Annotated in this window: 14 protein-coding genes; 3 read left to right on the top strand and 11 right to left on the bottom strand. The window is 36.5% G+C overall.

The genetic code is table 11. The features are described from left to right. Nucleotides 1-284: 284 nt before the first annotated feature. Nucleotides 285-1,487: an ROK family transcriptional regulator gene (locus FHY47_RS05435; RefSeq protein WP_066103355.1), complete on the top strand. Its 1,203-nt coding sequence runs from the start codon at nucleotides 285-287 to the stop codon at nucleotides 1,485-1,487. Between the two features lie 471 nt (nucleotides 1,488-1,958). Here FHY47_RS05435 and FHY47_RS05440 read toward each other — a convergent pair whose 3' ends face one another. Together FHY47_RS05440 and FHY47_RS05445 are read right to left on the bottom strand one after the other, a co-directional pair. Continuing rightward, the gene (locus FHY47_RS05440; protein ID WP_140461548.1) at nucleotides 1,959-2,516 is read right to left on the bottom strand and encodes a hypothetical protein; all 558 of its coding nucleotides are present in this window, start codon (nucleotides 2,514-2,516) and stop codon (nucleotides 1,959-1,961) included. A gap of 46 nt (nucleotides 2,517-2,562) precedes the next feature. After that, complete coding sequence (locus FHY47_RS05445; RefSeq protein ID WP_140461549.1) at nucleotides 2,563-2,886, bottom strand: hypothetical protein; 324 nt, start codon at nucleotides 2,884-2,886, stop codon at nucleotides 2,563-2,565. A 174-nt stretch (nucleotides 2,887-3,060) separates the two neighbouring features. On the opposite strand from FHY47_RS05445, the gene FHY47_RS18870 reads away from it, so the two are divergent. Beyond that, complete coding sequence (locus tag FHY47_RS18870) at nucleotides 3,061-3,426, top strand: hypothetical protein (RefSeq protein WP_187393435.1); 366 nt, start codon at nucleotides 3,061-3,063, stop codon at nucleotides 3,424-3,426. 315 nt (nucleotides 3,427-3,741) lie between these two features. Here the strand turns inward: FHY47_RS18870 and FHY47_RS05455 are convergent, their stop codons facing one another. The 6 genes from FHY47_RS05455 to FHY47_RS05480 form a co-directional block, all read right to left on the bottom strand. Then, on the bottom strand, nucleotides 3,742-5,172 hold the full coding sequence (locus FHY47_RS05455) for a glycoside hydrolase family 1 protein (RefSeq protein ID WP_066106940.1): 1,431 nt from the start codon (nucleotides 5,170-5,172) through the stop codon (nucleotides 3,742-3,744). Nucleotides 5,173-5,252: 80 nt separating this feature from the next. Continuing rightward, entirely contained in the window at nucleotides 5,253-6,164 is a 912-nt protein-coding gene (locus FHY47_RS05460; protein WP_139891832.1) for an ROK family protein, read from the bottom strand. Between the two features lie 144 nt (nucleotides 6,165-6,308). Beyond that, nucleotides 6,309-7,313, bottom strand: coding sequence for a LacI family DNA-binding transcriptional regulator (locus FHY47_RS05465; protein ID WP_148629790.1), 1,005 nt, complete (start codon nucleotides 7,311-7,313; stop codon nucleotides 6,309-6,311). A gap of 90 nt (nucleotides 7,314-7,403) precedes the next feature. Further along, nucleotides 7,404-8,246, bottom strand: a complete 843-nt coding sequence (locus tag FHY47_RS05470; RefSeq protein ID WP_066106949.1) for a carbohydrate ABC transporter permease — start codon at nucleotides 8,244-8,246, stop codon at nucleotides 7,404-7,406. Then, complete coding sequence (locus tag FHY47_RS05475) at nucleotides 8,243-9,202, bottom strand: carbohydrate ABC transporter permease (RefSeq protein WP_066106952.1); 960 nt, start codon at nucleotides 9,200-9,202, stop codon at nucleotides 8,243-8,245. Before FHY47_RS05475 ends, FHY47_RS05470 begins: the two co-directional genes overlap by 4 nt. A gap of 86 nt (nucleotides 9,203-9,288) precedes the next feature. Continuing rightward, nucleotides 9,289-10,584, bottom strand: a complete 1,296-nt coding sequence (locus FHY47_RS05480) for an ABC transporter substrate-binding protein (RefSeq protein WP_148629791.1) — start codon at nucleotides 10,582-10,584, stop codon at nucleotides 9,289-9,291. Between the two features lie 580 nt (nucleotides 10,585-11,164). On the opposite strand from FHY47_RS05480, the gene FHY47_RS05485 reads away from it, so the two are divergent. Beyond that, nucleotides 11,165-11,869 carry a type 1 glutamine amidotransferase domain-containing protein gene (locus tag FHY47_RS05485; protein ID WP_148629792.1) on the top strand — a complete coding sequence of 235 codons (705 nt, stop codon included), beginning with the start codon at nucleotides 11,165-11,167 and terminating at the stop codon, nucleotides 11,867-11,869. 58 nt (nucleotides 11,870-11,927) lie between these two features. Here FHY47_RS05485 and trhA read toward each other — a convergent pair whose 3' ends face one another. From trhA to FHY47_RS05500, 3 genes are all read right to left on the bottom strand, one after another. Further along, nucleotides 11,928-12,572 carry a PAQR family membrane homeostasis protein TrhA gene (trhA, locus tag FHY47_RS05490; protein WP_066106977.1) on the bottom strand — a complete coding sequence of 215 codons (645 nt, stop codon included), beginning with the start codon at nucleotides 12,570-12,572 and terminating at the stop codon, nucleotides 11,928-11,930. A gap of 67 nt (nucleotides 12,573-12,639) precedes the next feature. Further along, on the bottom strand, nucleotides 12,640-14,100 hold the full coding sequence (locus tag FHY47_RS05495) for an NAD(P)H-hydrate dehydratase (protein ID WP_187393436.1): 1,461 nt from the start codon (nucleotides 14,098-14,100) through the stop codon (nucleotides 12,640-12,642). A 434-nt stretch (nucleotides 14,101-14,534) separates the two neighbouring features. Next, nucleotides 14,535-15,152 carry a 5'-nucleotidase, lipoprotein e(P4) family gene (locus FHY47_RS05500; RefSeq protein ID WP_066106983.1) on the bottom strand — a complete coding sequence of 206 codons (618 nt, stop codon included), beginning with the start codon at nucleotides 15,150-15,152 and terminating at the stop codon, nucleotides 14,535-14,537. Nucleotides 15,153-15,637: the final 485 nt, after the last annotated feature.

Below are 15,637 nucleotides of genomic sequence, written 5' to 3' on the forward strand. Positions count from 1 at the left end.
AAATATCTTCCTTTATTTATAAATTATTATCAAAGACTATAAAAATACCTTATTTTTATCATTTAAATAATAATAAAATATAATTAACTATCTTAACACTAATTAATGAAAGCGCTTTTGTCAATCAAGAAATTTCAATTTATTGATAGTATTAGTATTTTTTTACTTCACACATTTACCTTTCCATATATAAAGGAAGAAAAAGTTTTTTGAAAATTGATTTTAAATAGTAAATTAATTATAATTTATAATTAATTAAGATAAGAATAAGAACGGAGATTATCATGACACTCACAACTAAACAAAGAGAACTGCGTACTAAAATTTTAGATAAAATTTATGTCCATGGTCCTATCTCACGAATAGAGATTTCAAATCATACAGGTATTACCCCTGCTACAGTTAGTGAGATAACTGGATCTTTACTTAAAGAAAACCTAATTTATGAATTAGGAGAAGACTCTTCTGAAAATAATAAATCGGGACGTAAACGGATTCTTTTAGATATTGCCGCACATCACAGTTTTTATATTGGATGTGAATTATCTGAAAAATATTTTTCGTTTTGCCTAAGTGATAATATCGGAAAAATCTATGCTGAGAAGGTAATTAAGTTTAATGCAGGAAATAAAAATGATGCTTTAACAGAAGCTCATTTTATAGAGGAGTTAAATCATTTTATTCATTGTCATCACAGCTATCAGCCAAAGGCCGTCGGAATTGCATTGCCTGGACATTTTAATGATAAAAGTAAGACCATTTACAGCAACAATACACACTGGAAAAACTTTAATCTAGGACTTCTACTGGAAAATGTAGAATTACCAATCTACTTTAAAAATAATGTTCATTGTATGGCCAACGCGGAGAGACTATTCAGCAAGAATCATATAGATGATAATTTCATTTTCTTTCATGTCAGTAGAGGGATGTTCTGTTCTTATATTTATGAGGGACATACTTATGGAGAAAACAAATTTTTGGTAGGCGAAATAGGTCATACGATTGTTCACCCAGACGGAGAACTATGTGAGTGTGGAAAAAGGGGCTGCTTGCAGACATACGCTAGTGAGGCTTGGATTATAAAAAAATCCCGCATACTTTATGAGAGTTCGAATACAACTTTTTTGGGGCAATTAACCCCAGATAAACATAGCATCACAATTGAAACCATTTTAAGTGCTTATAAAATGGGGGATGAAGGAGTCACCAACATCCTTAATAACGCCATTAAATACCTGTCTATTACAATCAATAATTTACCGATGTTGATTGATACAAATAAAATCATTTTACACGGAGAGCTATTTAACGAACCCGTATTAAACAATCTGCTTAGCCATTATTTAAATCAAAATAACATTCTACTTCCCCTCAGCCATACTTGGGACATTGCATTTAAACAATATTCCGATATAAATGGCGCTCTTGGAGCATGCAGTTTCGCTATCTCCAACTTTTTGTTAAAGGGTAAAATAAAAAGCTAGTAAGAAAAGATTAGAAGTAGCTCATACTTAATTAAAGAGGCTGGGACATAACTAAATTTATTATGTCTAAAGCCGAATGATGTATTGGATTTTTATTAATCTAAATAGAAAAAGCCGAACTATTATAAATAATGCTAACACTGCATTTAATAATAGTTCGGCTTTTTTAGTTACTGGAAACCTTTTGTCCCAGCCTCTTTTAATAAATGTATAGGAGTATTTTTTAAAATAAAAATGACTTACCTTTTTGGCAAGTCACTCCCCTGTGGATACCCTGATAACCAATCTGAGATGATACTTTTATTGTTTTTCTAAATAATTGAATTCGTCATAAATTCGTTATATGAGGGATTTTAAGAGAAAGACTTGGTCTATTCTTCTCTAAATGAGATAAACATAACAAACATTTGTGGGTGTCTGATGAAAATTTCAATATGCGGTAACGAACTCTTCACAAATTATTATACAATCTTAATCAGCAATTGATCCACCACTTTTTTCTATACTTGAATTACCATTAATACTGATGATTTTTATAGACAGTAATGTATTTCTTTCTTTTGCAATAATCGACTCATGTTTAATATTATTCGGCAAATTATGGTTAGATTGAGGATTGTTGTTATTTGAATATTCTATTGAACTCAAAGGATTATTTTGTTCTTGTATTAAATCTACATCCTCTGTTTTCTCGCCTTTAATATCTAAAGGTGGATTGGGTACAATGACTCTTTCACTTTCTAATGGTGATTCATCATAAGATTTATTTGATTTGTGTGTCACATTCACATCTTGAATTCCTTTGTTTTTTTCCATTTTAGGACATAACCTAGGAAACGATGCTAATGTTCCGAATCCATATATACAATGAATACAAAGTATCATTTGCATACCAAAACAATCGTAACCTCTTACAGATCCATTCCGACTATTAACATGTGTTATTTTCAGTATTATTTTTTTTCCGTTTTTAAAGTAAAGGACATAAATGTGTCCAGGTTTAATTGAATTAATTAATTGTTTATTCATCCCCCTCCTCCTTTTTAGAACATTATGTCTGCTTAGGACCGTAAAATTAATCAGCTTCACTATTTATGGATTTAATTAAATCCTTAAATGACTTACGATTTTCATCTAATAAGGCATCTAATCTAATGAACAATGAATCGATATCTATCTTATCATCGTTCTTTCCAATAAAATATTGATAAAATAAGATCATCGCATAGGCAATCCCAGTATTATCAATATATACAATACCATTTCCACTTTGTTTAACACTTGCATTCCCATTTTCATTTTTTAATTCTGCGGAAAAATTATTTTCTATTTGCTCAAAATATTGTTTAACCTGTTCTTCCACCATATCTTTTATTAACTTTTCTTGGCCTTCATCCACGGAAATCACCTCACTTTATATTTGTATGAAAGTATTATCTTATTGTATAGGCTAAAGATACAGGACCTAAAAAAACCTAAGAAACTTAACGTTTCCTAGGTTTTCCAGTAATACTGTTACTTATTTAGCAAAAGGTTTATAATACAACCATTTTGCTAAATTATTTTTAAACCCTTGAATTACCACTATTTTGAACAAACGCGTTACCATTTTTTACATCAAAATGGAATTTTTGTTCAGTTCGTTGATTTTGTTCTTGGTCTTGGTCTTGATCTTGATCTTGGTCTTGATCTTGATCTTGGTCTTGATCTTGATCTTGATCTTGGTCTTGATCTTGATCTTGATCTTGATCTTGATCTTGGTCTTGATCTTGGTCTTGGTCTTGGTCTTGGTCTTGATCTTGGTCTTGGTCTTGATCTTGATCTTGGTCTTGATCTTGGTCTTGATCTTGGTCTGTTTCTTGATCTGTTTCTTGATCTTGATCGTTTTCTTGATTGCTTAATTGTTGCTGTTGTTGCTTTTGTAGTTGAGCTTGTATAAATGCAAGTAAATCCTCAATTCTTATTGAACTCATTGATATTTCCTCCTTTCTTGTTGGTATAAAATATTGTATGTAGACAAGCATTATTTGCATGGTCAAGTAGACTGAGTTAAATCCATCATTTTCGATGAAAGCTATTATAAATGCTTTTTTGCCCTTAAAAATATACTTTGTGCCTTTCGTCGACCCTATTTACCTTCAATTCATATACTTACTTTTTCAAAGAAATGTATACAGAAGTTTTTTAATCGCAATAGAAACAAAACTCTTAATTGATTGCATAAAAAAGAAAGCGAAGTATTCCTCCGCTTTCTCTAAATTCCATTCGATTCAATGACTTGCTTGTACCAATAGAAGCTATCCTTTTTGATACGGCGTAAGTCATGCGTGCCTTCTTCGTGCTGATTAACATAGACGAACCCGTAGCGTTTTTGGAAACCATTCAACCAACTTAGTAAATCTGTGAAAGACCAGACACAATAGCCAATCACTTCGGAACCATCAGAAATGGCGTCTTGAATTGCTTTCACATGAGCCTGAAGGTACTCGATCCGGTAATCATCATGGATTTGGTCATGTTCCTCTACCTTATCAAATGCACCGAGTCCATTTTCACTTATCAATATCGGCAAATCATATCGGTTTGTGATTCGGCGCAGCGCAGTTCTCAGCCCTTGCGGATCAATATTCCAATCCCAATTCGTCCGTTCAAGGTTTGGATTCTTCGTAGTTTTGTATAGTCCTGGAATTCCAGAATCCTTTGATGTCCCTTTGATCCCGGTTGTATTCATTTCACCGGCACCCACTCCGCCTTCTAAAGGATTGACTTCAAAGGTCGAGCTTTGGTAATAGTTTAAGCCCATAAAGTCTGGCTTACCTTCTCTTAATAAAACAAAGTCCTCCTCTTCCACTTCAGGAGCAAGACCTTCTTCAACCAAGTAGTTCCATGCTGCCTTCGGGTATTTTCCCCAAGTATATATATCCATCCACCAATGGCTATTCAACTCCTCTGCATTCTCAGCAGCCAAAATATCTTCCGGCTTTGAAGATGCCGGGTAAGCTGGACCATAGGCAAAGCTCGGACCAATCTGTCCATCCGGGACATATTGACGGAATGCTTTGATGACACTGGCATTGGCCAGGTTTGCGTGATGATTCACTTGGTAGAATAACTTTGTATCCTTTACGCCCGGTGGATGTGAACCTTGATCATATCCATGGCGAGTAAAAATATTTTGTTCATTTAAGCTGACCCAGTACTTCACACGATCTCCAAAGCGTTTAAAACATTCCACACTATAATTCGTAAAATCCTCAATGATTCTTCTGGACTCCCATCCGCCATATTCGTCCTGAAGTGCTTGTGGTAAATCCCAATGGTACAAGGTTAAGATAGGCTCAATTTGATATTTTCGCAGCTCATTAATCAAATCATCATAAAAGGCGAGTCCCTGCTCGTTGATTTCACCTCTTCCATTTGGAAAAATACGCGGCCATGATACAGAAAAACGGTACGCCTTTAAACCCATTTCTGCCATTAAACGGACATCTTCCTTATAACGATGATAATGGTCTACTGCGACATCTCCCGTCGTCCCTTTATATGTCTTACCCGGGATACGTACAAATTGGTCCCAATTACTAACCCCTTTTCCGTCTATATCCCATGCACCTTCAATTTGATAGGCAGCAGAAGCAGCTCCCCATAAAAAGTCTGTCGGAAACGGTTTTAATGTTTTATACATATCGCTTTAGTCTCCCTTCCGTCTGAATGTTGTCTTTTCCTTTTATAACATAGTCACTTAGACATTCTCCCAATCTAGCTTTAAACCAAAATGGAGTCCTTCTGCCGCTGTAAAAAATGATACAAAGCACCAATTAGATTCGAATCATTTCCAAACTGACATTTTTCAACTTTGACCGTTAATCCATCTGTTTCATATTTCATTTCGTTTAATGTTTCATTAATCTTGTCGATAAATCCTTCGCGATTACTGATTGCACCGCCAATCAAAATCTTATCCGGATCCAGAATAAATTGTAGATTATATATGCCAACAGCAAGCCGACGCATAAACTTATCAATCTCTTCCTGTACCTCTGTATCACCCTGTTCAGCAAGCTCAAAGATCATCTTACCGGTAAAAGTATCGGGGTCTCTCTCTTTTCGTTTAGCAACCTGCTTGATCAAGCCTCCTACGGCTGCCAACGTGCTATAGGTTTCTGCTGGTTGTGTTCCCAAATAGCCCTCCATCTTCATATATCCGAATTCTCCAGCAAACCCATTTCTCCCATGCCGAACTTTTTTATCGAGTACGACGGCACCGCCTATACCGGTGCCAATCACTATACAAAGATAATCCTGTACATCCTTTGCTGCACCAATCCAGCCCTCCGCCAAACCAGCACAATTAGCGTCATTCTCCAATTCTACCGGTAAATTTGTCCGTTCCTGAAGGAGTTCTTTTATATTAGGGCCATGGATATAAGGGAGTGCTGTGATCCCCTCTATGATCCCGGTTTCAATATTTACCGCACCAGGCATACTCACCGCCAGACCTTTTATCACATATTTATTTTTAAAATCCTTCACGATCATATCAATTGTATTTATAAATTCGGTAAGACTCTCTTTAGGAGTTGGAAGTGAGGATTTTTCAATAAAACATCCCGTTTCATCCATAAGTGCATATTTAATGGCAGAGCCACCAACATCAAGTACCGCATAGTAATTCACTATATAACCTCCAGCAACCCAATTTTTCATACAATTATCATATCCAATATATCTGTGTTTCTTATGGGTTATAAAATAGCTTCATACATCGAAAACATCAGAATTTATCAGCTTCTGTGAACCTCGAAGTCTATGAAACTTTGATTAACAGGATTCTCGGATAATTAATTCGGAATCAATAAATACCGGTTTTAATTGGGATCTATCATTAATTAAATCGTCGAGCATATAGGCGGATAATTTACCGAACTTTTCCTTATCCTGTTTCACCGTTGTTAATTTTGGAGAACTATAACGGCAGGCTGCAATATCATCACAGCCAATTAACCGGATATCATCTGGACAGCTTAAGCCTGCTTCTTTAATAGCTTGCAAAGCTCCGAGGGCCATCATATCTGATGTCGCAAAAATTGCTTCTGGCAGCGTTTTAGAGCACAGGATTTTCTTCATTGCCGCATACCCGCTTTCCTCATGAAAATCACCGTATTGAATCCAGTCCTCACAAATTTCGAGTCCAAATTGATTCAGTGCTTCCAGGAAACCTTTTTTGCGAAAGATCGAAACAGGAGAATCAAATATACCGCCAATAAAACCAATCTTTTTAATAGCATGAAGATACAGATATTCCACCACTTTTCTCGACAAGCCCAAATTATCAGTCATAATATAGCTAGCCTTTGGCCCTTTTAATTCAATATCGATTCCGATACAGGGCAGGCCGGCTAAAGCTAAAGCGTAGGTAGATTCCTCCACCTCTTCACCAGCAATAATTAAACAGCCATCCACATTAAAATGCCGGCATCTTGCTAAATAACTTCCATTATCCGACTGAAAATGTTCGTTTGAAAACATTAAAATATCGTAACCCAGTAAACCTATATTCTTTTTAAATGAAGAGATAACCTCATTAAAATAAGGATGGGCCATATCAACATTAATTCTTCCGGCATAAATTAACCCAATTAGATTTGACTTTTTCGTAGCCAATGATCTGGCAGAAAAGTTTGGCTCGTAACCACTTTGGTTAATAATATCCATCACTTTTTTTTTCGTTTTTTCACTTATTCCCTCATAATTATTGATTACTTTTGAAACTGTACCTTGAGATACATTGGCCATTTGTGCAATATCTTTAATCGTTAAATTCATGTTAATCCCTTCTAAATGCGAGTAGTTTGGTTACCCATTTTTAGGTTAATAGGAGTTTCAATAGTTAAGCATAAAATTTGGAAGGAATGTTTATTTAACTGAGCCTTCAGTAATACTCGAAATAAACAACCTGTTGAAAAATAAAAATACTAGTAATAACGGTACTGTTGCCCAAAATACACCTGACATAATCATTCCAAAATCCACATTATGTGTATTGCTTAATTGAGCCAATGCTACCTGAATCGTATAATTTTCCGGATCTCTTAACACGGTAAACTGCCATAGGAACTCACCCCATACTGCCGTAAAGACAATAATACCCAACGTTGCAAATGCAGGGAGAGTAATCGGCACGATGATACTGCGATAAATTCTAAAGTTCGAACAGCCATCTAACTTTGCTGCTTCGATAAGTTCATCAGGAACCGATTTACTAATATATTGCCTCATGAGAAAGATACCCAAAGGATTTAAAAAGAACAGCACCATTACCCCTGGTAATGTATCAAGCATGCCCGCCTTTGATATAAGGAAATATTGAGGGATTAAACCCAATTGCGGCGGAATAATCATCGTTAGCAAAATCGCGATAAATAGTACATTTTTTCCCCGGAATGTAAACTTAGCAAAGGCAAAACCGGCCAATGAACTAATGAATAGAACAACGATTGTTACAATGGCACAAATGACAAATGAGTTCCACATCGAACCGAAGAAATCAATTTGATTTAATACCTTTTTAAAATTTTCAACTAACATATTCCCCGGTGTAAGGGTGGGAGGAATCGAGTTAAAGGCCGAGCTTGGACTAGTCGCCATTACAAACATCCAATAAAACGGGAACAAGGATAATAAGGAGGAGATGCCCAATAAGGTATAAACTAATAGTTTGCTTATGGAAAATTTCCTCACTTTTTTATTTTTATTCATTTCCCACCCCTCCTTTTTCTTCCAACTCCAGAAGTTAAGTATACATTGATTGCTGCAATCACTGAGATTAATACCAGCAAAATAATAGCTGTTGCAGAAGCAGTACCAAAGGATTGCAATCTGAAAGCATCACGATACAGGTACATAACAATCGTCATAGCCTCATCTCTTGTAAAGGCGCCTGTTCCCATAAATATAGTAGGCTCGGAAAACAGCTGCAAAGCTCCAACGGTAGAAGTAAAGACAGTCAGTATAATAAATGGTTTTAACATAGGAATGGTTATGTAACGAAATTGTTGGGTTTTATTTGCCCCATCAATCGTGGCAGCTTCATACAAATCATTGGGAATACTCTGAATCCCTGCTAGGTAAATGATTGTATTATAGCCAACCCATCGCCAAAAGACCATAATGGATATCGCAATTTTCGTTCCCCATTCTGAACTTGCCCAGCTTACTGGATCAAGACCTGCTAAACTAAGAACATAATTGGCTAAGGAGGATTCATGATTACTAAACAGCACACTGAAAATCAAGGCTACCGCAACCATTGATGTAATATAAGGCATAAAAATAGTGACTCTGAAGAAGTTTTTAAATCTTAGGAAGGCTAGATTTAACAGATAAGCAAAAATGATTCCAAACACAATTTGCGGAGCCGTGCCCATAATGCCCATAACAATCGTATTATAAACAGCTTTCCAAAATAGAGGGTCTGTTAAAACAACCTTAAAATTATCCAACCCCACTGAGACCATGGGACTGAGACCGTTCCACTTTTGAAATGCTAAATAAATACTGAAAATCATAGGATATAAACCAATAATCGCAAAAATGATAAAGAAAGGAGCAATGTATAAATAAGCGGAATACATATCTTTTTTTGCCTCAGATCTAGCTCGCTTCTTTTTAACTTTGATTTCGTTCATACTAGGATTCGCTTTCACTGGATCCATTTTCACACCTCTTTTCTTATCAAAGATGGGAGCGACGTATCCATGAAAGTCACGCCGATTCCCACCTTATTAGTAATCTATTGAAATTACCGGTTTAGTAAGCCCTTGGAGCGTTTAACAGCGGCTTTCCATTCTTTTTCAGGATCCGTTCCTTTATTTTGAACGTTCTTTAAGCCATTCAATACTTCTGAATAGATTGGGAAGTATTTTTCTCCTTTATAAACAGCCCCACTGATATCCTGTGCTGCTTTTGCAAATACAGGTGCTGTTGCTTGACCGCCAAAGAAAGCATCTTCGTTTGTTTTGAAAGCATCCATTTCATATACAGCTTGTGCGGAAGGGAAAAGTCCCTTGTCTTGGAAGGATTTTAGTTGATTGTCTGGAGAAACTAACCATGAAGTAAATTTATATGCTTCTTTCGCATTTTTCGTTTCGCTTGGTATGGAGATGAATGAGCCACCCCAGTTTGCCGCAAATTCAGATGGCAATGTCGCAACTCTCCATTTACCGGAAGCTTCTTGCGCATTCCCTTCCATCCAGCCTTTTAACCATCCAGCCCCTAATTCAGCAGCAAATTCACCTTTATTTACAGCATTTGCCCACTCCGGAGACCACATTTCAAATTTACCAACAATACCCATCTCATTCAATTTCACAGCATAATCATAAGCTTCTTTAACAGCGTTACCATCCTCTTCGATCAATAACTCCCCTTTAGAATTAAGGAATGTTGTTTCTGCACCATCCAAGTAAGCTCTGAATGCCATTTCGATACTATCTATAAATACCTTGCCTGTTTTTTCCTTCACCTTCACACCAGCTTCTTCAAAAGCTTTTGGTGAATTAATCAGTGTGGCTACTTCCTCAGGATCTGTTGGAAGACCTGCAGCTTCAAATAAATCTGCACGATAGTATAAGGCTTTCGGTCCAATATCTGTTGGCAGACCAATCAGGAAATTCCCACTATCATTCTCCCCTGTTTTCCATTTCCAATCTAAGTACTGATCCTGAATATCTTTTGCACCAAGATCATATAAGTTTTCAAAGCGATCCTGCGCTCCTTTAAAACGGTCCAGTTGGTCAATTTCCAACATCGTGATATCAGGTGCTCCACTTCCAGCAGATAAAGCAGTAAATAAAGCATCATGATGATCTGCTGTTTCAGCTGCTCTTACTTTAATCGTGACGTTTGGATTTTCCTTCTCATATTCCTTCGCAAGATCCTCATAATTCGTAGCTCCGAAAGTCCAGAAATCCAGAGTAACTTTTTCCCCACTTTTACCACCGTTTGAAGAAGTCTTTTCATCATCCTTACATGCTGCCAACGACAGCGCCAGGACCGTTGATAATCCGATTGCAGCCAATTTTTTTAAGCTTTTCAATTGTAAAACCCCCTATAATAATTTGGTCAGACCATCATCCAATGGATGATGCAATAAATATAAATTTGGATTCTGTACTGCTTAACCCCCTTTACCATATTAATCTTTAAAAAAATGATAATAGCACCACCGTTTAGAAACCGGTTTCCAAAAAGAATTTAAATCATATCATTATCAGAGATTAGAAACCGCTTTCATTAGTGATTATAAATCGACTATTCGGAAAAATCAACCATTTATTGGGAAAAATGACCATTATTTTGGAAATCGCTTTCGTAATTAATTTATATTAAATATTCTTTGGTTAAATCTAGATAAAACTTGGAAGTATCGTTCCTCTTGTATCTTGAGTTTCTAGAGTAGATTAGAACTTTTATTCTTTTTTTATTGGAAAGTTAACCAATGAAATTTAGCAATTTTTAAGAAATACAGCACTATAACTTGTCCTTAGTGGGGCAACGTTCCATAATAAGTACCAAATAACAAACCTTACCCCTTCCTTTATTTCACAACACCATAATAATAGGTCAATAGAGTCAATTTATGTTAAAATTACACTTTACAGATAGGAGGATTTTTAATGGCGAAAAAGAAAGTATTGGCTGTTGTGACGAGCCATGAATATATGAAAAATGAAAAAGACAAAACGGGTTTATGGTTAAGCGAACTTGTACATTTTTATGATTGTTTAAAATTGGCAGGATATGAGGTTGATATAGTTTCCACAAAAGGAGGAAAAGTACCACTTGATCCGAAAAGCCTTCTCCCTGTCTTGCTGGATAACAGGACAAAGGAATACTATCTGGATCCGTATTTTATTAGTAGATTGGATAAAACCACTTCTATCGATGAAATAACATCTGACGAGTATGGCTGCATCTATTTTGCCGGCGGACATGGAACGATGTGGGACTTCCCTAACCAGTCCAGCATTCAAAAGTTAACCGCTGAAATATATGAAAAAGGCGGTGTCGTTTCGGCTGTTTGCCACGGACCTGCTGCTTTATTAAATGTTGTATTATCAGATGGGACTCATCTCTTGGAAGGAAAAACAGTAACCGGTTATACAAATATGGAAGAAACGATCATGTTTGCATCACATAAAATACCATTCAAGCTTCAAAATGAGTTAACCGCTAAAGCTGGAAAATTCACAAAATCAACCGTTCCTTTCACATCACATGTGGTGGAAAATGAGCGAGTGATTACAGGACAAAATCCACAAAGCGCGCGAGCAGTTGGTGAGAAAACGTTACATTTCTTACAAAATCAAAAAAGATATTAAAAAATGTCGATTCAAACTCCAAACCTTTGTTGGAGTATTGAATCGACATTTTTTTAATTTACATAGGTAATACATACAAAAAGATAGATAAAAAGTGCAGAATAGAAGCAACCAAGACCATCAGATGCCAAATCGCATGGTGATATGGAAACCCTCTCCATACATAAAAGATGCTTCCTACCGTGTATAATAATCCGCCATACACAAGCATCATTAATCCAGTTGGAGGAACTGCCATTTTTAACGGCTCCCATGCTACAACAATTAACCAGCCCATGATGATATAGATTATTGTAGAGAGAATGACAAATTTCCTTAGGAAAATGGCTTTAAAAACAATTCCGGCTATTGCCAACGTCCAGATAATCGCCAATAATGCATATCCTGTTTTCCCTCCAATTGCAATGATTGCATACGGTGTATACGTTCCTGCAATAAATAAATAGATGGAGGTATGATCAAAGAATTCCATAATCACTTTGACTTTGCCCTCAGGAAATGCATGAGTCAGAGTCGAGAATGTAAAAAGCATCAACATCGATATTCCATAGACCAAAACAACTGATAGCCTATCGCCAGCTCCATTCGTTATAGAAAAAACAATCATTAAGATTAGGGCCGCAAAGGATAAAGCTGCTCCTATCCCATGCGTAATCGCATTGACGACTTCTTCTTTCTTGGTGTAAGTATAGACTCGATTCATCAAGAGACTCCTTTCCATGTTTTTATTTGTCTATTCCCGTTTTTTTGCTAAATTAATACCTTTCTACCTATTTTTTAATATTTAATTGTTTTAAAAGATATGGCCAGACCTCCATAATATCTGTTGCTAGCATTGCGCTAGGTACACGTTCAATCGCCCAATATTCTGACGATTTCCCATGAAGATAAACCGCATTCGACACGGCTGTTGTATAGTGTGAGAAAGGTTCAGATTGACACAGTAATCCTAAAATAATTCCAAGCAATGTGTCTCCAGAACCGCCTTTTGAAAGACCGCGATTTCCCGTTTGATTGATATAGCCAGTTCCATCTGGAAAAGCGATAACCGTATTTACTCCTTTTAAAATAACTGTTACCTCATGTTCAATAGCAAAATCACGAGCAACCGAAATGCGGTTTTCATTGATCCACCTAGAAGATAATCCTGTAATTCGAGCCATCTCTCCGGGATGAGGTGTCAAAATGACCGGTGCCGGACGCCCTTTTGGATACTCTCTTTTTTGCAGGGCAGCGGCATCTAAAATAAGAGGCAAATCAGGTTGATTCAATAAAAATTGAACTTTATCCTCCAATTGTTCATCCAAATCCAAACCAGGACCGATTGCTGCTGCTTTCATACTGGATAGCTGTTTATTTTCTTTTAATTGTTGAAGCGTGTGATACCAATAGGTTGCTTCAGGAAGTCTCTGACAAACAATTTGTGCTACACTTTTATCGGTTGCGATTGTCAGTTTGCCAATTCCGGAACGCATAGCACCAAGACCAGACAGAAGTGCACAACCTGGCATTTCCTCACTGCCAGCAATTAATAATCCGGTTCCAAATGATCCTTTGTGCGGATTATTTGGTAAAGCAGGCCATGTTTGTTTAACATCTTCCTCTGTCCATACTCTCCAGCCTGATTGCTGTACCAATCCAATATCCAACGATTTGACTGTCCCATAGTATTCAGCCGAAGGCACTAAAAAAGCTGAAGGCTTAACCCCATGTAAGCATAATGTGTAATCTGCTTTAAAGGCAGTCACTACATTACCTCTATCTGCTTCAACACCTGAAGGAATATCAATCGCAATTTTCAGAGCCAATGATTGGTTCCAGTAGGCAAGCACTCGATCCGCATGACTGGAAAACGGCGGTTTAAACCCAATTCCAAAGAGCCCATCTACCAGAACATCATATTCATTTTCAATCGTTTGGGTGTATGGGTATCCACAAGTAATAAAATAAGAAAAATGCTGTTGCGCAACTTCAGACTTTGGCAATCCAAACGGCAAAATAAGCGTCGCCTTATAACCGTGATTCAGCAATAATCTCGCAAGGACAATCGCATCGCCTCCATTATTTCCTTGCCCAGCGATGATTCCAACTTCATCTTCCCTCTGAATTAAACTGGATACTTCTCTGAACAAAGCCTGTCCAGAGTTTTCCATTAAAGTAAAGATGGATAGCCCATCCGCGTCAGCTTTACTGTCGACTTCTCTGATATCATTCGCAAAATAAATATTCATCATCGACCACCTCTCTTCTTATATTTTTAGTATACAACAATAGGAATAGGACATTTAAACGATATAGTAAGGTAAGGGATCTGATATCTATTGATCAGATATAGGTTTAGGAGAGAGGTAGCATAGGTGGGGCATAGATGGTCCATAGCCAGGGGATTCCTCCTTTCTCCCACCTTTCCCATACCTTTACGCCACCTTTGACCGGGGATAGGTGTGATATAGGTGGGGTAAAGCTCCGGTATAAGTTTTCGATTTAAAATAAAATAGTCAGCTCCACAATCGGAACTGACATTTGTTTAACCATCAACTTCCAGTAAATAACGTATCTCCTTTTTCCAGTTCCCCTGTATGAAGTTGATAACACTTATACTTATTTCCTGCCTGTTCTTTTATCCAACTTGCTGCATTCGTTCTTGATGATCATAAGTATCAATTTACTTGGAAAAATTAATCAAATTATCACCGAGGTTCAGAATGACGCTATGATTCTTTTCGATTGCTTTCCTTCTTGATTCTGTATTCACTTCATCTGTCAGTAAAATAAGATGTCCTTGATCCGTTTGCGGTAATCCAGCCCTCTTCAGATTCTTTTCAGTAGCCTCATATAAATGTTTTTTCCTGTTTGACACATAAAAGATTTGGATTCCTTTCATATCCGCATATTGAAGGAACTCTGATGCACCAGGCAGAGGTTTGGCATTTGCTTGGTAGACCCATGCATCCCATTCTTTATCATTAAAGGAGCTTTTCTTTTGAGCCAACTTAGCTAAAAAAGGGCGGTTATTCAATACGGTTTCATCTAAATCTAAAATAATGGCTTTATCCTCATCCGTCTTTTGTTGCAGAGCTCGATCGAGTCTATGTTTAGCCACTTTATAACCTTTACTAAATGACGCATCAGTCGTAGATTGTTGGTACCTAAGGACGTGCATTATATTTTCTTCTTGTTGATTCTTATACGGACTAGCTTCTATCCAGTTCATAGGTAAGCTTATCCAAACACTAAATACAGTAATAAGTATACTTCCTTTTCTGATGCCATTCTTTTTCATTCCAATCACCTCTCGAACAGTTTTTCCAAAGACTTTTCATTTCATGAAAAATTTATATTGGAATAGCGAATCTGCTTAAATAAAGTAGGTATTGGATACGAAAAAAAGACCTCATTTGAGATCTTTACTGATTGATTTAGAATTTTCTTTTTCTTATTAAAATACTACTAAACATCCTCAAAGAAACCGCAAAACAGAACATTTTATCAGTCGGAATTTACAGAATAAACCTATTTTACAGAAATTTTTTTAATCTTTAATCAGGGTCTTTATTATGAGGAGCCGAATTGTAAAACTATTTATCTCCATTGGTATACATATCTTAGAATTCATAAGAACTAATATTCATAAATATAGGGGTGATATTCTTGTTTAAAAAACCATTTATTTTGTTGATGATCGGTATCATTCTTGTTCTATTTATAGATACGGGTGCAAAGAATTTCTCAGATCTTTTGCTTAATAAATAAACAGAAACATAAAAA

The organism is Bacillus sp. E214 (assembly GCF_008087365.1).
Taxonomy (GTDB): domain Bacteria; phylum Bacillota; class Bacilli; order Bacillales; family Pradoshiaceae; genus Pradoshia.